We start from the raw sequence: 19636 nt of genomic DNA, 5'->3' as shown, positions 1-19636 counted from the left end.
TACTATTTTCGATTAACGGGATTGGGAGGTAATGGAAGCAGCAATTGACTGGTAAAGGCGAAATCATTCCTGTTTACGGGGGGCAGTATACCGGTGATTTCAAAGCTTTTGCCATCGGCTGAAATATGTATGGCTTCAACTGGGTTGCGCAATTCTTGTACAGTAGCCTGGTTGTTAAGCCTGGCCCAACGCAGGAGCGACCAGTAACGGTCATTTTCAAAAAACAGTTCCACACGCCTTTCCGTTTTATATGCATTCCACAGGAGTGGAAGGGAGGTGTTGCCGTTAAGCGGAGGTAGCCCGCCATGATGGGTGCGAGTACTATTGATTGCAGCGATCGCATCTTTGTCGTTGCTCAGTAGCAATGCCTCCGCATAGTTTAGCCAAATTTCTCCCAAACGTAAAACAGGAAAATAATGGTCCGTTCCATCTATGTACCAGACTTTCTTCGTTTCGTACAGAAATTTCCGTACATAGTATCCTGTAGGTGATAACAGGTTGCCATCCATCCTGGCGTTAATACTGAAGTTTCCGCTATCTCTTATAAATGCTGTACTGCTAAAATAAGCGGAGGAATCGTATACGATACTGGCATAAAATCGTTTATCCCGATGTGCGTAAATAGTGCTGGAAATATAACTTTTTCCTGGTTCATATCCGCGGTAGGCAGCGCTTTCACGCCATTGTTTTGCCAAGCCGTCGTTGTCAATTACCAGGTAGGCATCTGTCAGGTCTTGGGTGGGGTACCGCTTGGACCAGCCGTCGAAACTTTCCTGCAAGGGAGGGCCATAACCGGGTTTCATTTTTTCGTTGGACTGGTTTATCACTAAATCCTGCATGAGCGTTTGCTGAAATGTGGTGCTGGTCCTGGATTTATATATGCCAAGAATCACCTCGTTGCTGAAAAGTGCCTTCGCGGAATTATTAAAGAGTTCTTTATAGTCAGGGTCTATCCTATACGCCTTGTTTTGAAGAACTGCTTTGGCCGATTTCATTACCAGATTTAAATATGCTTGCCTTTCGGTTGGCACATATGCAGCAGCCTGCAAAGCTACCCGTGTTAGCATGGCCAACGCCGCAAATTTTGACGCCCGCTGTTTGCTGCAAGAATCAGGCAATTCAGTAGCACAGCGTTGAAAATTGTGGATGATAAAACGGTAAGTGGTAGCGAGCGCGTCCTGCCTGGGATTGGGGATAAAAATGCTGTCTGCCACCTGGGTATCCAGGTTTAAGGTTCCAAATCGCTGTACCCAATAATAATAAACCATATTCTCCAGGAATAGACACTCGGCCTCCCAGCGATTCCGATTAATGTTGCCAGTAGAGACATTCTCTGCTATGATGTTTTGCATCCTCCGGCACATCCCTATCTTGTCCAATTGATAGTATTCATTTATGTACCATTTATCGTTTCGATTAATAGGTACCGGATTATAAAAATTATCCGTACGCTCGTCCGTTGTGCATGCATCGTAGTACAGAGGGACTAATATCTTCTCATAACTATCTTCTATACGTGTTTCCACCAAAGCGCTATCACTTGTCATTAATGCGATAGAATCCCTGTTGAACACGCTGGAAGGTCTGTTGCCAGTCGTGCGGCACGCAGTCAGATTAGTAGCGTAAAAACCGGCCAGTAAAACAATTATGTATCTTGTAATCATTGTATCAATTGTTAGTCTCCGAAAAACTCCAAGGGGAGTTATTTTCCGAATTTCCTGGGGTAGTATGAAAAGCTGAGCATAAAATATTGCTGTAGCACATTATTATACCCAAAGGTCTGCATGTTCTTGTCGCCTGTGTTGATCACGCCTTTGTTTTGACGGAGCAGGTCCAGGGCGGATAACTTAACTTCTCCCTGTTTCGCCGGCAGAAACCGATAAGCAAGGCTTGCATTCCATATAGTGTAGTTCACAGCGGGCAGTCTGTTGGCAGTACTTCGGTTATAGGTGATATTACTGCTCCAGCTGAGAGACTGTGGGAGTCGCAATGTGCCGCTGATACGGGTAAACAGGTTGTTACTGCAGAAAGCAGCATCATTGCTGCTGCGCTGAATACTGTTGTAGTAGGATAGGCCCTGTTGCAGCTTAAAGGCAATGATATCCCTGTAGGCATATCCCAACTGTACATCTATGCTGTGTGCGATGCTTGTTGATATATCCGCTGCTTTATTAATATACATCGGATTATCATACCTGTTAATATTGTACCATGTAGTAAACTCAAATGTATTGTAGGTATTAGGACTATATGCCTTCTTATAGCCAGCAGTGGTATGCCAGTAGTGCCCCCCCTTTACATTTACAGTGTAAATAAGGGTTCTGCCGGTATTGTCATAGAAACTGCTGTCTGCCATTTTATTATCAGTTTGCGTATAATCGGCACTTATCGAAAAACTGTATGGGTTTTTGTGCCTCCTGCTTTCAAAGGTATAGCTGATGGCATACCGTTTATTGTACTCTGGCCGAATACCAGGATTGGCCTGTGGCAGGAGCCATAAATTGGTACTGTCAATAAGTGGTGCCATCTGATTCACCAGCGGATAAACTACATTGGTTTCAAATCTGAAATCATAGGTGGCCTGGTAGTTTCCATATTGGTGGTTATTATAGGTAACGGATGCCTGAGGTATAAAGTAGTTATAGTGGTATTGCAGGTTCTGAATGACCTGTGTGGCGTTATCGCGCAATGAATAGTACTGACTTCTGGCAATGAGGTTGATAGTTACATATTTATTGTACCTGTTGGTAAGCCCCTTGAAAAACAGTCTGGATACTACGAGCTCAGGCTGAAGGTTGCTGATGTTTTCTCGCCGCCAGCCGGTAAGATAACTGTTCTGTACGTAGGCTTTGTTCAACGTATCCAGGTCAGATGCCTCGTTAGTATAGCGATTATCCCTGAAATCGCCGGTCCCGCCAATTTTCAGATCAATATCTCCCAATCTTCCTTTACCGAAAATCAATTGCTTTAGGTAAGGATATTGCACATATACAGTATGATTTTTAAGTTCACTGTTCCGTTTTCCATAGATTCGGTCATAAGCTTTCTGCACTGCCTGTCCGGACAATGGTGTTGCAATAAACAACGAACGGTTACTGCCACTGCCTTCATTGTCCGCAATGCCGAAAGTATAGCGGATAGTAAAGCCGGTAGGCACCCTTTTCGGCTTGGTAAGAGCAATACCACCGCCATCGTTTCTCCTTGTAAATTCCGTTGAAAAAGTTGAATTTTTTGAAAGCAGGCGGTTTTCCTCCGAGGAGGTGCTATTGCTTAGTATACCGGCATCTTCTCTTTTCTGTTCGTCGTCGCTTTTATTTATCGAATGGCTGGATGCGATGGTGCCCTGCGCCTCGATGGTGAGCGCGTAGTTCCTGGTATCTTTTTGATATTTTGCAGCAAATTTCTGATTGGTGTAAATGTTTGTGCGAGAGTTATCTGATTGCCTGATCAGTATACTGTCCGGCTTGAGTAGCGTTTTCGTAATGGTGTTTCCTTCTATCAGCGTATTGTTATGATCTATGAAATAATCTGTATTCAGTCGCTCGCTCCGTTGATATTGCACGTCGGGTAAGAAATCGTATTGGAATTTTAGTCCTGCAGTTACTGGTCTGTTCAGTCCTGCCATGGTGAAATTAGGCTGGTAGTCTATATTGTTGCCTTCACCTTTGTAGGAATTATTATGGATCAATCCATCCGTACTGCTGGCTATTTTGTTGACGTTATTTGCAGCGCCAACTGCACTAATCTGCATCTTCTTATTGAACCCGCTAATCATACCATCTGCGGCGTATCGTTGGGTTGTTCCGTAACTTGCACTTAGTTTGCCGAAGTAACCAGTTTTTTTATCATCCTTTAGTTTCAGGTTAGCCATTAATGTGGAATCCAGGGGATTTTTCTCATCCCGCTGCTGGTACACCTGCACTTTGTCAAGTGTTTCTTTCGGTAAATTCTGACTGGCTACTGTTATGTCGTTACCTGCCATGAAAGGCTTGCCGTCCACATATAAGGCGGTAATCTTCTTCCCATTAAATGTAATGTCCCCATCGCCCCAGATGGTGAACCCCGGCAGGCGCCGCATCAGGTCCTCAGCAGTAGCGTTCGCTTCCGTCTTAAAGGCACGGGGATTAAACTCCAGGGTATCCCCATTCATGCTCACGGGTGCAACCGCGGTAATCACTACTTCCCCGATGTTTTTTGACGACTGATGGAGATATATCCAATCCAGATTGAGCGGATTTTTATCAGGTCGGATAACAAATGTTTTCTCGTACGTGGTATATCCCACATGCGTAATCTGTATGCTGAGGGTATCACGAAGAGGGAGTTTGGGTAAAGAGAATTCACCAAAATTGTTAGGGATACAAAACTGCAGTAAGGAACTGTCTTTCAGTCTGTAAACCGCTATAGTTGCATTACTGAGTACAAAATTGTAGCTGGAGTCTTTTACCTTTCCTTTCACTATTCCGGTGCTGTCTTGTGCATACAAACCGGACGCCAGTAGCATGATACACAATATTATGCTACTGGCTTTGGCATGGAGTACCGCGAACGAATTATTTGTCATGTCCCTGCTTCAAAGTTGTTCTGCCAGTATTTATACCTTTTTGAATGAGCATACGGCACTGATCATATTATTGTTATTACTTCAATTTCATTTTTACAATAACCGGGTTGCTTTTCCTGTCCTGCGTTTTGAAATATTCTTCCAGGTTTTTCGGATAAACAGGATGCCGGTCGGCTGTCTTATCTCTTTCTGTAAACATTTTCAACGAGGAAATACTGCTGTAAAAGTTCTCATTGTAGTATTCCAGCCCAAAAACACTGACACGGTAATCGAACAGTGGCAAGAAGAAATTGGAAGCATCGGCGGTGATTCTTTCCAGTGCCGACAGGCGTCCGGATGTTGTATCATATATGAAATTGTAAATACTGGTATTGTCTGTTCCTGCTTTAGAGATGTATACCCTGGTATTGATTTTGAAAAACAAGAGATTCTTGTTGAAGAAAATATTACTAACGTCCATCACCTTTGTTATGTCGTTGGAGATTTGGTCGCGGATGTTATTCAGGAGGGTTTTGTCATGGGAGTCGAGTATCTGTCCCGAAAAACTTCTATTGCCCGGAAAAACAAATTGAAACATTTTGACGGCGGTATCCCGGCTCACTTTGTATACCTCATGCCGTAATGGAGTAGAAACGTATACAGAGTTGTTCTGTACTACTTTCCCAAGTCGCAGCCAACCCATCAGTGTACAAAACGACATGTCTTTCTGCTGATTGCAGGGAAGCATGGACTTGTGCAGTTGATTGTTTTTGTATATTTCCACCAGTCCCACGGTACTGTCCACCGGTGTTTTTCCCGGGCGTATCAAACAGTTTCTGGTGGTTACGTAGTATCCGTCTCCTAAAGGTAGCATGTTCCTTTCTTCCATTGATTTAAGCGTAAGGGGTTTGATCTTTAGAGGCTGTCCCGTCGATGAATAGTACTTTAACTCAACATTGTAGGTATATGGATTATAGGTAGATACGGTAACCCGGTGACTGGCTTGTTCGTAATTGATATTAGAATACATATTTTCCTTTCCTCTGATCCTCGTGATGTATTTTCCTCCGGGGGTAAAGAAGAGGGTCGATCTTGTATCCCAGTCGTAGATGATGATACTACTGTCAGTGATAATTAACTGCGTTACGTCTCCGAAAAGGCTCTCCTTCGTTGACTCCAATGGTATGTATTCGATCTTGGAAAAGTATTCAGATGCTGTACCGCCGTATGCCGAGGATGGGTCGATACGGATCTTCTGAATCTCCTGTGAAAAGGACATCCGGCAAATTAAAAGGAGCAGCATTGTTGCTGTAAGAAATATTTTCATAATCTCAATTAATCGTATGCTAAATATGCTGCGATACTGTTTTCCTGTTTTTTGCGTATGTTAAACCCATGAAAGCTGAAATAGCAGATAATACCAGGAATGTAACCGCCTGAATCCGTAGATCGATGTTGAATAATACATTTGCACATCCGCATTCACTACCGGTGGATATCAGCAGGTAAATATTGTAGGTCGTATAGAGCAGAAATATCAGCGCGGCCAGTAAATATGTCATGCGGTTTCCAATCATCACAACCAGTATTAATGACAGAACATTCAGCAGCGGGAGGGCATATGCCAAGATGCCCACAATTGTGGGGGTAAACAGATGACTCATGCCAAGTTTGAACATAAAGGCGTTCAGGTGCCTGAAATGGGTGATGGCCAGGTAAGCCAGCGCCGTTGCGAGGATCATATTTCCTCCATTGCTGTACTTATTTTTCATTGTAGCTTTTTCTGATGTAGGTGACCAGGATATTAGATTCATATAGTGCAGCTATTTCATTTCCCGTAACAGCTATGCTGATTGGCCTGTGCCCATCTGCATTCGGCAGTGATACTGATCCTGCATAGGCACCCTTGGAATCGAGGTTGTACATATCAATACTGTTATCTTTATGCTCAGATATATTATTGAGTATAAAAAGCATATTGTTGTATACTGCAGCCCCAGGGAAGAACATGATATTGGGCTGATTCTCCAGGTGTTTGACATCCGGCGTTATTTTAATGTAGGAAGCAACAGGTGCTGGAGTTTTATCAATTGTTTGTGCGAAGTATTTATATTGGCCGGTATTTGTATCAAATACAAAGTAGTAGCCGCCGAATTTGCAGGCATACACCATATATTTTGAAGTGGGATGAGTAACGAAATCTCCGTCGAACGACATCTCCGGAGCGTTTATCTTTTTATTGCTGCCTAGCAGTTGCGTGAGGCCGAGTATGTCATTAGTGCTGTCCTTGTCAGTTCTAACGATAAAGGATAGGTCACTAAACTGCCGGTTGGGATAAGCATAAATGATATTGTTTCCTTGCAGAAAGCCAACTCTATATACGCCCGAATTATCTGGGATATTATATGATCTCAACAGGCTGAAAGATTGTGTGCTGGCATTTTCCAGTTTAAACACCTTCGGTGTTCTGGTGGTGAAATCATATACCCGCAGATTGCCGACCGTATAGTCATAATTCATGATTTCTTTCGCATGGGTGCCGCCGCTGAATGTAAGAATGGTATTGAGGCTGGAGTCCAGGAAACAGATTTTTCCATTCCTATAGTCCTGGACGGAAAGGGTATCATTGTTCAAGTATTTAACGGAGGATGTGTTTCCCTCCGAAAAGATTTTTCTTTTTGAAACAATCAGTGTGTCGGTATAATCTCTTGTGAAATCCCAGCTGTAATTATACTTTTCGCTTTTGAATTTTACGTGTACAGTTCCACGATACGAGGCATTATTGTCGTAATTACTGCATGCAGAGAGGAGCAGTATCACCGCGCATCCGCAGGTCGCTAAAGAAGTATATATTTTTTTAATCTTCCGCATAGAATTAATATGAATCTGCCAGGATTTGCCTGGGCAGTAATGGAATATATAAGGAGCCTGCCAGGATTTTCAGTATGTTTTTGAACTCCCAAACAGGCTCCTGGGTTTGAATGGTATTTGTAATAACTATCTGATGTTGACTACTCTCTCGTATGAAGTAGCCTGGTTATTGAGTGATGATTGTAGCATATCCGGTTGCATTTACCTTTGTGCCATCCTGAAATATTACGATGCAGCTTTGGCTGTTGAGAGCATCACAGGTTGTTCGGGTGCCATGTTCATCACCATCGGCAAAGGAGGAAAGACTCAGTGCCAATGCTACAGCCGCGCAGGATAGGATAAGTTTTTTCATTGTTTTTTATTTTAAGGATGAAATGTATTGAAATTATGTTACAGAAATCTTTTCAATAATCCTGTTGAATAAACAGTGTAACCTCCTGTGGTATTTTCAAAGGTGCAGGCGGTAGATGTGCTTTGGTCGCAGTAGTATCCAACTTTACCACCACCTTCGTCGCCATCTGTAAACGAGAAGAGCAGCGCCGAAACAAAAACAGCGCTAAATAACAATGCAATTTTTTTCATTGTAGATTAAATTTTTAATGATAATAAGGGTTAAGAATAATGCTTTGCCCTGTCACCAGGAAATTGTCAGGGAGCAATCCAGGCACCAGTGGAGTTGGTTATAACCGTTCCGTCGTACTTGGTAATTTTGCAGGGGTTCTGATTAGATTTGTCACAAGTGCCATAAGGGTTGCTTTCATCATCTCCCGTGAAGGAGGATAGCAGCAGCACCGCCAGAACCGGGATAATCGACCACTTTAACTTTTTCATTAACATTGTTTTTAGTTTAAATTGTTGGTAAGAGTATAATTGTGTGAGATTTTATTTCAAACGTACCGCGATAGTTTATTTAATTGGGAGTATTGATTTGCTCAAGGCTGGCGTATAAGATAGCCATCCTTATTGCATAGGGGGCATTACAGGCTCACAAACATACGGCTCACACCTGCAAAACTATCTGTGAACTGAGGTTTAGTTAGCTGACAGTTACATAATGATTATCAAGTTGCTTGTATTTAAGGGTTTTCTAAATTCTGCACTAAAACTAAGTTAGTAACGCTTAACTGGATTTACTAATGCTTTATTGATTCTAATAGCAACAATATTTGCAGAGTAGGTTACTAGATAATTTTAAAATAATGAGAATAAAAACTAAAAGCATTTATTCCACATTATAAAAATACCTGTTTAAATATTGACTGGGAGAAGCACCGGTGACAGCTTAGATACAAAGGTATACAAGGTATGTTTCTTGAGGAAGCGGCAGAACGTGTGAGGTATCATATGTACCGGGCCTGCAGCATCTCCCTGGTAATGGCCTTGTCGTGGCTTTGCATAATGTAGTTATAGATATTACAGATGCGGATACCATCTTGATCGCTTACTGTCATTTTTCTTTAAAGATGAAATGGGAAAAGCTTACTGGTTCAGCAGTTTGTTGACATTGTCTTTGTAAAATTCGCTGACAGGAATTTCGATATCACCGATACAAACCAGGTCGCGTTTGATCGTAGTGATTTTGTCGACTGCTACCAGCCAGGATTTATGAGTACGTATGAAAGCGGGGGCAGGCAGTTTTTCCTCCATAGCTTTCAGTGTCATGCGGGTGAGTATTGGTTTGGGATGGTGGAGGAGATGTATCTTGATATAGTCTTTCAATGCTTCGATATAGATCACCTGGGCGGGTACAATTTTTACCTGCGTATATTCTACATTCACAAAGAAGGCTGGTACTTCATGGGAGCTGGCCACTGGCGGTTGTTTTAGCCGGAACAGTTCACTGGCCCGGTTACAGGCTTTCAGAAAGCGTTCAAAGCTAAAAGGCTTCAGCAGGTAGTCGACCACCTGCAGGTTGAAGCCTTCCAGGGCATACGACTCGTAGGCGGTTACAAGGATTACCAGGGGGGGCTGTGGTAGCGACTGTAATAACTGTAAACCATTGATTCCCGGCATTTGTATATCGAGAAATAACAAGTCAATTTTTTCCCGCTGCAAAATGGCGAGTGCTTCCATTGCATTTTTGCAGGTAGCGACTAACTGCAGGAAAGGTACCTGCCGGATATTATCTTCCAGTAGTTCCCTCACCAGGGGTTCATCATCTATGGCAATGCAGCGTATCATGATAATTGGAGGATAAGTGTTACATGGAATAAGGGCGCCTGCCGTACTATCGACAGCTGGTGCTTGCCCGGGTAGAGCAGCTGCAGCCTGGATTGTACATTGGCAAGGCCGATACCTGAGTTACTATCTTTGCTGGACTGTGGGTCGTCGTCAAATTTGTTTTCTACTTCAAAAGTAAGAATGGCATCGTGAACGGTTAAACGAATGTTGATTTCCGGCTGGGCCGTATAGCTGGTACCGTGTTTAAAAGCATTTTCCACGAAAGGAATCAGCAACATGGGCTCTATGGTGTAATGAGCGATGGACGCATCGGCAGCAATATGCGTATTGATCCTGACATCATTGCCAAAGCGCAGCTTTTGCAGGGAGATGTAGCTGTTAAGATAGGCTACCTCTTTACTGAGCAATACTTTTTTCCCGGTGGTATCGTACAGCATATAGCGCATGAGGTCGGAAAGCATGATGAGGGCAGGTTCCAGCTGATCAGATTTTTTCCGGGCCAGCGATACCAGGTTTGTCAGTACATTGAACAGGAAATGCGGACTTACCTGCGACCGGAGAAATTTGAGCTCTGTGCTGAGTTGCTCTGCCTGTTTCTCCTTAAGGATATTTTCTGCCCGTATCCTGTCTACCACTTTACAGTACACCACACTAACGAAATAGATGCCTACGGAAGGGGCAAATACAAATTTGTATACCGAATAATGCTGTAGCATTTCAGGAAACCAGTTGGCCATTATCGCATATTTCAGCGGGAAGGAGCCACCGATCAGCACGAGTACAGCCGGAACGTATAACCACCAGTATTGCCGGTTACAAAGGGCTGGGTAAATCAGTAGCGCATGGATATAAAATATAGCCATGTGAATGATTACTGTCAGGGAAAAGAACAGCCCGGGAATAGCGCCAATACTATATTCACTGGCAGCGTTGGATACCAGGTAGGGTAGCAGCAGCAGTACACTCCAGATCAGGATATGTAATGCAATAGTTATTTTTTTGAATGGAATACGAATGCTCATTTGTTGCGCTCCTTAAAGCTACAGATTTTTCGCTTTTATCCGGTAGCCGGGTGAAATTAATGCTAATAGGAAGATATAGGAAAAGGTGTAGATAGTACCCGAAAATGTTGCGGTGAGACCGCAAGATGCCGCGATGGGAAGTAATTATCATACTCAGAGAAAATACCATTACTATGGCTAATGGAAGTTGCTATTTTTGAGTTCGTATAGATTTAAATGAAAAACGAGTTATGAAAAAACGTTGTATCGGGTTGTTGTTACTATTGCTAAGTACTTCACTTGTTTTTGCCCAAAAGTATGAAGCCAACTGGGAGTCGCTGAATAAGCGGGGTATTCCGGCATGGTTTAACAATGCCAAGTTCGGGATCTTTATTCACTGGGGTGTATATGCGGTGCCATCTTATGCCGTAGTAGGCCCGGGCGGCTATTCTGAATGGTATTGGTACAACCTGAGAGGCACGCAGGAAGGATCTCATGCCCAGGTGCAGGCATTTCACGATAAGAATTATGGGAAAGGCACTCCTTATGAGCAATTTGAAAGTCAGTTTACTGCATCGCTCTTTAACCCGCAGCAGTGGGCAGAGGTGTTTCGCCGCTCAGGTGCTAAATATGTGGTATTAACTTCCAAACACCACGAAGGTTATTGTTTGTGGGATAACAAACAAGCCAATGAATCCTGGGGCCATTCCTGGAATGCGGTGACGGGCACGCCTAAACGCGATTTGCTGGGCGACCTCACGGAGGCAGTACGGAAGGAAGGGCTGAAGATGGGGTACTATTATTCGCTGTATGAATGGTTTAACCCGCTGTGGTTGAAGGACCGTCAGCGTTATGTAAAAGAAGTAATGACTCCTCAGTTCAAAGACCTGGTGACCCGCTATAAACCTTCTGTTATTTTTTCTGACGGAGAATGGGAGATGTCGGATACCGCCTGGCATAGCCCTTCGCTGCTGGCGTGGCTGTTTAATGAGTCGCCTGTAAAAGACGAAGTAGCGATAGATGACCGCTGGGGCAACAATACCCGGGGCAAAAATAACGGTGCTACTTACCTGACTTCTGAATATGGCAGCGGTATGCAGCCCGGCGTGATCTGGGAAGAAAGTCAGGGAATAGGGCAGTCGTATGGTTATAACCGTATGGAAACTGCCGATGATTACAAGAAAAGCAGCGACCTGGTGCTGATGCTGGTAGATATTGTATCGAGAGGCGGCAACCTGTTGCTTGATATAGGCCCCACGGCTGATGGACGTATCCCGGTGATCATGCAGCAGAAGTTGCTTGACATCGGTAAATGGTTGGAAGTAAACGGAGAAGGCATTTACGACACCAAACCATGGAAAGAAAGCCGGCAGTGGAGCAATGGCAAACGCCCGGAAACAAAGGAGGCAGCGTATATGGCGCATTACAGTGTAAATGACCTGGTGAAGAAATCGGCCGATCATGCCAACATCGAGCTATTCTTTACCACTAAGCCGGGAGCATTGTACTGTTTTGTACCAGCCTACCAGCAACAAGTGACCATCCGCAACTTTGTACCTGCTAAAGGAGCCGCGGTGAGCGTGCTGGGCGCCGGCAAGGCAGTGAAATGGATGCAGAAAGGAAAAGATTGTGTAGTGGATTTATCAGCGCTGCATCCTGGCGATGTACCGGAAGGGCTGCTGGTGATTAAAGTAAAAGGATAAACCGTATATCCCAACCTTATAAGGTCCCCCTATGCTACAGTGCAGGGGGATTTTTTTATTGGAAGATGTTAACCGAAAGATTCTCCCACCGCTGTTGTAGTTTTCTTAAAAAATTATTTTAAAAAGTATATTTTTAAAGGAATAGAAAACCAATAGCTAATTTCATGCGTTCCACTCCGCTCCGGTGGCTGCTCCTTTCCACGTTATGGGCTGCCTGTACTCTACAAGATAAGTCGCATCATACCTGGCAGGTATATGGCGGAAGTAAAGAAAATATCCATTACAGCTCGTTAACGGCGCTCGACACCAGTAATGTATCACTGCTGAAAGTGGCCTGGGCCTATCATACCGGCGATGCGAAAGAAATGACGCAGATGCAGGTAAACCCCATAGTAGTGGATGACCGGCTATACGGCGTTTCTGCGGGGTTGAAATTATTTGCGGTAGATGCCGCCACCGGCAAGGAGATGTGGGTCTTTGATCCGCATACCAGGCCTTCCAACACCTGCCGGGGCGTGGCATTTTATGATAATGGCTCCTCTGATCAACGCCTGTTTTATACAGTAGGTGCCAGGTTATACTGTATCAATGCCGCCACTGGCCGGCCTATTACAACTTTTGCGGATAGCGGCTTTGTAGACCTGCACCGGGATATGGGATGGAATATGGATGGGATGTATATAACCTCCACCACGCCCGGCATTATTTATAAAGACCTGATCATTATCGGCACCCGGGTATCGGAAGAAGCGGGTGGTGCGCCAGGTTATATCCGGGCGTATGATGTACACAGTGGTCGACGGAAATGGATATTCCATACCATTCCTCAGCCTGGAGAGCCTGGATATGAGTCCTGGCAGGACACCGCCGCCTGGCGGCATACCGGTGGCGCCAATGCATGGGCCGGTTTCAGCCTGGATGAGCAAAACGGGGTAGTATATGCACCTATCGGGTCGGCATCTTATGATTTTTATGGTGGTAAGAGAAAGGGAAATAACTTGTTTGCCAACTGTGTACTGGCCCTGGATGCAGCCACGGGGAAGCGTATCTGGCATTATCAAACAGTACATCATGATGTATGGGACCGGGATCTGCCTACTGCACCCATGTTGCTAACGGTTAAAAAAGAGGGGAAGCCTATTGATGCGGTAGTGCAGGTAACCAAAACTGGCTTTATCTTCCTGCTGGATAAGAAAACCGGTCTACCCCTGTACCCGGTTACGGAAACGCCTGTACCGGGAGATACGGCATTGCCGGGAGAACTGCTATCGCCTACACAGCCAGTACCCACTTTTTTCGCACCTTTTGTACGTCAGTCGCTGGAGGAACAGGACCTGAACCACCTGGTATCCGACGCGTCTTATGCAGATATCCGGGCGCGGCTCGCCTCCTATAAGAAAGGCCATCTTTTTATGCCTCCCTCCCGACAGGGCACCGTTATTTTTCCGGGATTTGATGGCGGCTCGGAATGGGGTGGCCCTGCCGCTGATCCGGCCACCGGCATCCTGTATGTAAACGCTAATGAAATGCCCTGGGTGCTCACCATGGTAGATGCCGATGCAAAGCCCGTTGCTGGCAAAGAAACGCAACTACAAGCCGGCAAACGCCTGTATACTGCTCACTGTATGGTTTGCCATGGACCGGAGCGAAAAGGAGGTGGTAATTTCCCTTCACTCCTGGACATTCATCAACGCTATGATGAAAAAGGATTTACACAGCTGGTAGATGCCGGGAGAAGAATGATGCCCGCCTTCAAACAGCTCGACAGTAGCGAAAAACACGCCCTGGCTACTTTTATCCTCGACCTGAAAACGCAGCAGCAAAGCACTTTTGTGGCCGTGCAGAAAAAGTCAGATCCGTATGTAGATTTACCTTACCGGGCCACTGGTTACAATAAATTTTTAACGAAAGAAGGTTATCCTGCCGTATCGCCTCCCTGGGGCACCCTCAGCGCCATTGACCTGAATACCGGGAAACTGCTGTGGAAAGATACGCTGGGTGATTACCCGGAGCTGAAAGCCAGGGGTATTCATAGCGGCACCGAAAATTATGGAGGCCCGGTAGTTACCGCCGGCGGCCTGCTGTTTATTGCTGCTACTGCCGACAGCAAATTCAGGGCATTTAATAAAAGAACGGGGCAGCTGCTATGGGAAACGACCCTGCCTGCCTGCGGTTTTGCTACACCCGCGGTATATGAAGTGAAGGGAAAGCAATACGTGGTGATCAGCTGCGGGGGCGGTAAACTGGGAAAACCCTCCGGGGATACCTATCTCGCTTTTTCGCTGTAATTAACAAAAAAAAATATCCATCCACATTTAAATATCTGTTACTATGCAAATTTCAAGGAGAAATTTTCTGTTAAAAGGAAGCCTGGCCATTGCCGGCACTGCGCTGCTGCCTAAGTCGTTGCTGGCAGCCGCCGCATCGAAGCCCGTATTAGGCATACAACTGTATTCTATCCGCGAGGATATGAAGAAGGATCCCGCCGGCACCCTCAAACAGCTGGCCGCCATGGGATATAAGTATGTAGAACATGCCGGCTACAGCAACCGGAAATTTTATGGCTACAGCGCTACAGAATTTAAAAAACGGCTCAGCGACCTGGGCTTGTCTATGCCCAGCGGTCATACGGTGATGCGCAAAGAACACTGGGATACGACGAAAAAAGATTTTACCGATGAATGGAAATACACGGTGGAAGATGCTGCCACAGTAGGTCAGCATTTCGTGATCAGTCCCTGGCTGGATGAAAGTCTCCGTAAAAATTACGACGATTTCAAAGCTTACATGGATGTTTTTAACAAAAGCGGCGCCCTGTGTAAACGCTCCGGGATGAAGTTCGGGTATCACAACCACGATTTTGAATTCAGCCAGCAGTTGAACGGGCAAAAAATCTTTGACCTGATATTAACCAGTACTGATCCTGCCCTGGTGGCGCAGCAGCTGGATATCGGCAACATGTATCATGCGGGTGGCATCGCCCTGGATATTATCAAAAAATATCCCGGCCGCTTTGAGCTCATGCATGTGAAGGATGAAATTAAGAGCGCCAAAGGCGAAATGGGAAGCAGCTATGAAAGCACGGTACTGGGCAAAGGCGTGATCCCGGTGAAGGAAGTGATCGACCTGGGCAAGCAGTCAGGAGGTACCCGCTACTTTATTATAGAGCAGGAATCCTACCAGGGACAGGCGCCATTGGATGCTGTAAAAATTGATTTACAGGTAATGAAAAAATGGGGGTATTAGTCAAATTAAATCTTACACTATTCAATGAAAAAAATCGCACAAGTATTAGGTGTTGCCGCCTTACTGTTGCCCGCAGCCCTCACTGCGCAGCAGATCAGGTTACAGGGAGCAGAGTCAGAACTCATTGCCGGCCCCGAATCCCCCTCACAAAGGGCCCAATGGTTAGATTCTATACAACAGTGGCGGCTACACGAAAAAGACAGGCTGCAATATAGCGGTAGCGAATATAACAGGAAGGAACTCAGCTGGGTCAGCACTACGTTTATGTATGCGCAGATCATGGCACATGACCGCTACCTGTATGACCCGGTGAACCGGGAATATACCGTAGGTCGCTTTCTGGACGATCTCGAAAAACGGTATGGAGGACTGGATGCTGTATTAATATGGCCCACCTATCCTAATATAGGGATTGATAACCGCAACCAATTTGACCTCGTGGCAGACTTACCCGGGGGAAAAGAGGCGGTGAAGCAAATGATCCGTGACTTTCATCAACGCGGTGTGCGGGTGTTCTTTCCCATTATGATCTGGGATCATGGCACCCGTAAAATAACCATTCCCATGGCCGCTGCACTCACCGAAGAAATGAAGGAGCTGGGCGCTGACGGACTGAATGGCGATACCATGAATGGCGTAACATTCGATTTTAAAGAAGCGTATACCCGTATGGGGTATCCACTGGTATTACAACCCGAAATACATATCGGCGACCTGAAGATGGTAGCCTGGAATACGATGAGCTGGGGTTATTATTGGTTAAAATGGGGCAGCCCTGCCTTTGGGTATGTTCCCGGCGTGAGCCTGTACAAATGGCTGGAGCCCCGCCACCAGGTACATGTAACCGACCGCTGGTCGGTGAATAAAACAGATGATTTACAGTCGGCCTTTTTCAACGGTATAGGCTATAATACCTGGGAGAATATATGGGGCATCTGGAACCAGCTGCCGGAGCGGTATGCCGCCGTCATTCGCCGAATCAGGATGATATACCGGCAGTTTCCTGAGGTATGGAGCAGCGAACAGTGGGAACCGCATATCCTGGTGATGCAACCGGGCGTGTTTGCCTCCGCATTCCCCGGCAAAGCAGCTACCTTGTATACTTTCATCAATAGGGACTCAGTGGCCCGCAATGGCCTGCAAATAACGCTGGCGGCTAAACGAGGCTGGCGTTATTACGACGTCTGGAACGGGATTGAACTGCATCCCGTAAAGGAACAAGGCAATGTGACACTGCGTTTCAATATGGAAGCCTATGGCTATGGTGCAGTAGCCGTTCTGCCCGATACCGTTACCGGCAAAAGCTTTGGTGCTTTCCTGGATAGGATCCGGCAAGAGTCCCGCGTACCTTTGTCCGGACTATCGGCCGATAGCAAGCCCCTGATGCAACGGCTTACGCCGGTTGCCACCACAACGAAACCTGTACAAGCACCGGAAGGCATGATCCTTATTCCTGCTGCAAAGGAATACCGGTTTGAGTCGCATGGGGTGATGATTGAAGGCAATGAACTGCCGAATGCCATTGGGGTGCAATATCCCTGGGAGGCGCATCCGCAGCGTGACCATCAGCACACCCTGGCCATTCCCGCTTTTTATATAGACCGCTACCCGGTTACCAACCAACAATTCAAACAATTTATGGATGCCACCCGCTATCGTCCGGCGGATGATCATAATTTCCTGAAAGACTGGCAGCAGGGCACTTATCCCGCCGGATGGGAGCAGCGCCCGGTAACGTGGGTAAGCATAGAAGATGCCAGGGCTTATGCTGCCTGGGCCGGGAAAAGGCTCCCGCATGAATGGGAATGGCAATATGCCGCCCAGGGCAACGACAAACGGTTGTATCCCTGGGGCATGACCGCCGATTCCAGCCGTATCCCGCCGGCTGATACCAGCCGGGAGCGGAATCCGCCACCTTTCGTCAATGCGTACCCGGCAGGCGCCAGTCCCTTTGGCGTGATGGCACTTACCGGCCATGTATGGCAGTGGACCGATGAATACACCGACGCGCATACCCGTTCGGCCGTGCTGAAAGGAGGTAGTTACTATCACCCGCAAACGTCTTATTGGTATTTTCCACAGGCGCAGCAACTGACACAGTATGGAAAATACCTGTTGCTATCGCCTGGTATGGATCGTGCCGGTACGCTAGGATTCCGCTGTGTGGCAGACTATTAAGCAGTCATCCTTTTTTTTTGAAGGAATCGTCCCGCTTTTTGTATTTTATCCGCTACTGAAAAAAGCAATTACAATTTACCTGGTAATATGAAAATGAAAATAATCTCCACGATTGCTATTCTTCTCCTCACTACAGCGGGAAGCATGGCGCAGCAAGCTGCTTCACGCACCTATAAAACCTGGACGCCTGCTACCGATACCACGTATGCACTTGAAGGACAAGGCTGGAAAACAGGACTTAGAAATTATTACGACCGCTTACCGGAAAGGGCGCAGAAAGATGTACGCCCGCCCGTTTGGAAACTGTCTAATAACAGTGCTGGCCTTAGTCTGCGCTTCCGGACAGATGCCGATGAAATTATCGTTAAATATGCCGTGGCTGATGATAAGCAGGCGCCTCATATGCCTGCCACCGGTGTGAGTGGTGTAGATATGTATGCGAAAAGTATTGATGGCAGATGGATGTGGTGTGGTGGCAAGTATAACTTTGGCGACACCATCGTATACCGGTTTTCTCACCTGAAACAGGCAGACCAACACGTAAAACATGTGGAATATACGCTGTATCTGCCCTTATACAACTCGGTAAAATGGCTAACAGTGGATGTACCAACAGAAAGTATGTTTACACCCTTGCCTGTGCGTACTGAAGCGCCGGTAGTCGTTTACGGTACTTCCATTGCGCAGGGCGCCTGTGCTTCCCGCCCGGGCATGGCATGGACCAATATCCTGGGCCGGCGGCTGGAAAGCCCGGTCATTAACCTGGCATTTTCCGGGAATGGCCGGCTGGAAAAAGAAGTACTGGACTTGGTGGGAGAACTGAACGCCCGCCTTTATGTATTGGATTGCCTGCCCAATCTCACCGGCGCCGCCTATGCAGGCCCAGAGCTGAAAAAACGAATCACCAATGCGGTGACTATGTTGCAAACCAAACGGCCGGGTATTCCCATCCTGCTCACCGAGCACGATGGATATACAACAGATGAAACCAATACCGACAGCAAAGCGGCCTATGAACAGGTGAACGCCACCCTGCGGGAAGTAGTGGATTCCTTGCAAAAGGCCGGGGTAAAGGGCCTCAGCCTGCTGTCCAAAGCAGAGATAGGGCAGGACCTGGATTGTATGGTGGATGGTACGCATCCTAACGACCTGGGCATGATGAACTACGCCAACGCTTATACAAAAAAGATCCGGGAGATCCTGCACATGCAGAATGGCGAGGGGGTTACCGCTACGGCCGTTACCCAGCGGCGCGACTTTGCCACATACGATTGGGAAGTACGTCACCAGGAAGTAATGGCATACAATAAAACACATCAGCCACAGGTAGTGTTTATGGGCAACTCTATCACCCATTTCTGGGGTGGAGAGCCAATAGCCCGCACCCGGAGAGGTACCCAGTCGTGGGATAAATACTTTGCGCCTAAACAAGCTGAAAACATGGGCTTTGGCTGGGACCGCGTAGAAAATGTGTTGTGGCGGGTACAACATGGCGAACTGGATGGCATAGCCCCCAAATACCTGGTACTCATGATTGGTACCAACAACCTGCAACTCAATACGGATGCAGAAATCACAGACGGCCTCAAATACCTGCTGCAGGTGATCCGAGCCAAGCTGCCCACCACGCATATCGTTCTCATGGGACTTTTACCCCGGAGAGATATGGAAAGCAGGGTAGCAGGTATCAATAAGCTCTACGCCCGTATTCCTTCCGGCAAAGACATACAATTCCTGGATGCAGGTAAACTGTTCCTGAAACCAGATGGGAAAATTGATGAAAGTCTTTTTTCTGACGGGCTGCATCCCAATGAAGAAGGCTATGGGAAGCTGGGAGCGTTGATCGAAAAGAATTTGAAAATGTAGCAGAGAGCAGAAAGCTATTATGGAAAATGATCTTATCGAATTACTAA

At 46.3% G+C, this 19636-nt stretch carries 15 protein-coding genes; 5 read left to right on the top strand and 10 right to left on the bottom strand.

Annotation, left to right across the window (positions count from 1 at the left end):
• Positions 1 to 2: 2 nt before the first annotated feature.
• The 10 genes from HGH90_RS03035 to HGH90_RS02990 form a co-directional block, all read right to left on the bottom strand.
• Complete coding sequence (locus tag HGH90_RS03035) at positions 3 to 1664, bottom strand: RagB/SusD family nutrient uptake outer membrane protein (protein WP_169190364.1); 1662 nt, start codon at positions 1662 to 1664, stop codon at positions 3 to 5.
• A gap of 38 nt (positions 1665 to 1702) precedes the next feature.
• Positions 1703 to 4504, bottom strand: coding sequence for an outer membrane beta-barrel protein (locus tag HGH90_RS03030; RefSeq protein ID WP_168763527.1), 2802 nt, complete (start codon positions 4502 to 4504; stop codon positions 1703 to 1705).
• Between the two features lie 136 nt (positions 4505 to 4640).
• Positions 4641 to 5822, bottom strand: coding sequence for a 6-bladed beta-propeller (locus HGH90_RS03025; protein WP_169190363.1), 1182 nt, complete (start codon positions 5820 to 5822; stop codon positions 4641 to 4643).
• Positions 5823 to 5889: 67 nt separating this feature from the next.
• Positions 5890 to 6315: a MauE/DoxX family redox-associated membrane protein gene (locus tag HGH90_RS03020; RefSeq protein ID WP_168763525.1), complete on the bottom strand. Its 426-nt coding sequence runs from the start codon at positions 6313 to 6315 to the stop codon at positions 5890 to 5892.
• Complete coding sequence (locus HGH90_RS03015) at positions 6305 to 7177, bottom strand: hypothetical protein (RefSeq protein ID WP_169190362.1); 873 nt, start codon at positions 7175 to 7177, stop codon at positions 6305 to 6307. The genes HGH90_RS03020 and HGH90_RS03015 overlap by 11 nt, the downstream gene beginning before the upstream one ends.
• Before the next feature lie 403 nt (positions 7178 to 7580).
• Entirely contained in the window at positions 7581 to 7766 is a 186-nt protein-coding gene (locus HGH90_RS03010; protein ID WP_168763523.1) for a hypothetical protein, read from the bottom strand.
• Between the two features lie 38 nt (positions 7767 to 7804).
• Complete coding sequence (locus HGH90_RS03005) at positions 7805 to 7996, bottom strand: hypothetical protein (protein ID WP_168763522.1); 192 nt, start codon at positions 7994 to 7996, stop codon at positions 7805 to 7807.
• 66 nt (positions 7997 to 8062) lie between these two features.
• Positions 8063 to 8245 carry a hypothetical protein gene (locus HGH90_RS03000; protein ID WP_168763521.1) on the bottom strand — a complete coding sequence of 61 codons (183 nt, stop codon included), beginning with the start codon at positions 8243 to 8245 and terminating at the stop codon, positions 8063 to 8065.
• 648 nt (positions 8246 to 8893) lie between these two features.
• Positions 8894 to 9595 (bottom strand): LytR/AlgR family response regulator transcription factor, encoded by a 702-nt coding sequence (locus HGH90_RS02995; protein WP_168763520.1) that lies wholly within the window; start codon positions 9593 to 9595, stop codon positions 8894 to 8896.
• On the bottom strand, positions 9592 to 10617 hold the full coding sequence (locus tag HGH90_RS02990) for a sensor histidine kinase (protein ID WP_168763519.1): 1026 nt from the start codon (positions 10615 to 10617) through the stop codon (positions 9592 to 9594). The genes HGH90_RS02995 and HGH90_RS02990 overlap by 4 nt, the downstream gene beginning before the upstream one ends.
• 230 nt (positions 10618 to 10847) lie before the next feature.
• On the opposite strand from HGH90_RS02990, the gene HGH90_RS02985 reads away from it, so the two are divergent.
• The 5 genes from HGH90_RS02985 to HGH90_RS02965 all read left to right on the top strand — a co-directional run bounded on the left by HGH90_RS02985 (position 10848) and on the right by HGH90_RS02965 (position 19589).
• Positions 10848 to 12299, top strand: coding sequence for an alpha-L-fucosidase (locus tag HGH90_RS02985; RefSeq protein ID WP_169190361.1), 1452 nt, complete (start codon positions 10848 to 10850; stop codon positions 12297 to 12299).
• Between the two features lie 164 nt (positions 12300 to 12463).
• Positions 12464 to 14587, top strand: coding sequence for a PQQ-binding-like beta-propeller repeat protein (locus HGH90_RS02980; protein ID WP_169190360.1), 2124 nt, complete (start codon positions 12464 to 12466; stop codon positions 14585 to 14587).
• A gap of 43 nt (positions 14588 to 14630) precedes the next feature.
• Positions 14631 to 15545, top strand: coding sequence for a TIM barrel protein (locus HGH90_RS02975; protein WP_169190359.1), 915 nt, complete (start codon positions 14631 to 14633; stop codon positions 15543 to 15545).
• A gap of 24 nt (positions 15546 to 15569) precedes the next feature.
• Positions 15570 to 17723, top strand: a complete 2154-nt coding sequence (locus HGH90_RS02970) for a formylglycine-generating enzyme family protein (RefSeq protein ID WP_169190358.1) — start codon at positions 15570 to 15572, stop codon at positions 17721 to 17723.
• Between the two features lie 87 nt (positions 17724 to 17810).
• Positions 17811 to 19589, top strand: a complete 1779-nt coding sequence (locus tag HGH90_RS02965) for an SGNH/GDSL hydrolase family protein (RefSeq protein WP_247679849.1) — start codon at positions 17811 to 17813, stop codon at positions 19587 to 19589.
• Positions 19590 to 19636 lie beyond the last annotated feature (47 nt).

This window comes from Chitinophaga sp. Ak27 (assembly GCF_012726295.1).
Classification (GTDB): Bacteria; Bacteroidota; Bacteroidia; order Chitinophagales; family Chitinophagaceae; genus Chitinophaga.
This window is presented reverse-complemented; position numbering and strand designations above follow the sequence as displayed.

What these genes read in the sequence shown, in the direction of transcription:
- HGH90_RS03020 (WP_168763525.1), bottom strand. Translation starts at nt 6,315, where the DNA reads ATGAAAAATAAGTACAGCAATGGAGGAAATATGATCCTCGCAACGGCG.
- HGH90_RS03000 (WP_168763521.1), bottom strand. Translation starts at nt 8,245, where the DNA reads ATGAAAAAGTTAAAGTGGTCGATTATCCCGGTTCTGGCGGTGCTGCTG.
- HGH90_RS03005 (WP_168763522.1), bottom strand. Translation starts at nt 7,996, where the DNA reads ATGAAAAAAATTGCATTGTTATTTAGCGCTGTTTTTGTTTCGGCGCTG.
- HGH90_RS02985 (WP_169190361.1), top strand. Translation starts at nt 10,848, where the DNA reads ATGAAAAAACGTTGTATCGGGTTGTTGTTACTATTGCTAAGTACTTCA.
- HGH90_RS03025 (WP_169190363.1), bottom strand. Translation starts at nt 5,822, where the DNA reads ATGTCCTTTTCACAGGAGATTCAGAAGATCCGTATCGACCCATCCTCG.
- HGH90_RS02995 (WP_168763520.1), bottom strand. Translation starts at nt 9,595, where the DNA reads ATGATACGCTGCATTGCCATAGATGATGAACCCCTGGTGAGGGAACTA.
- HGH90_RS02970 (WP_169190358.1), top strand. Translation starts at nt 15,570, where the DNA reads ATGAAAAAAATCGCACAAGTATTAGGTGTTGCCGCCTTACTGTTGCCC.
- HGH90_RS02965 (WP_247679849.1), top strand. Translation starts at nt 17,811, where the DNA reads ATGAAAATGAAAATAATCTCCACGATTGCTATTCTTCTCCTCACTACA.
- HGH90_RS03035 (WP_169190364.1), bottom strand. Translation starts at nt 1,664, where the DNA reads ATGATTACAAGATACATAATTGTTTTACTGGCCGGTTTTTACGCTACT.
- HGH90_RS03030 (WP_168763527.1), bottom strand. Translation starts at nt 4,504, where the DNA reads ATGCTACTGGCGTCCGGTTTGTATGCACAAGACAGCACCGGAATAGTG.
- HGH90_RS02980 (WP_169190360.1), top strand. Translation starts at nt 12,464, where the DNA reads ATGCGTTCCACTCCGCTCCGGTGGCTGCTCCTTTCCACGTTATGGGCT.
- HGH90_RS02975 (WP_169190359.1), top strand. Translation starts at nt 14,631, where the DNA reads ATGCAAATTTCAAGGAGAAATTTTCTGTTAAAAGGAAGCCTGGCCATT.
- HGH90_RS03010 (WP_168763523.1), bottom strand. Translation starts at nt 7,766, where the DNA reads ATGAAAAAACTTATCCTATCCTGCGCGGCTGTAGCATTGGCACTGAGT.
- HGH90_RS02990 (WP_168763519.1), bottom strand. Translation starts at nt 10,617, where the DNA reads ATGAGCATTCGTATTCCATTCAAAAAAATAACTATTGCATTACATATC.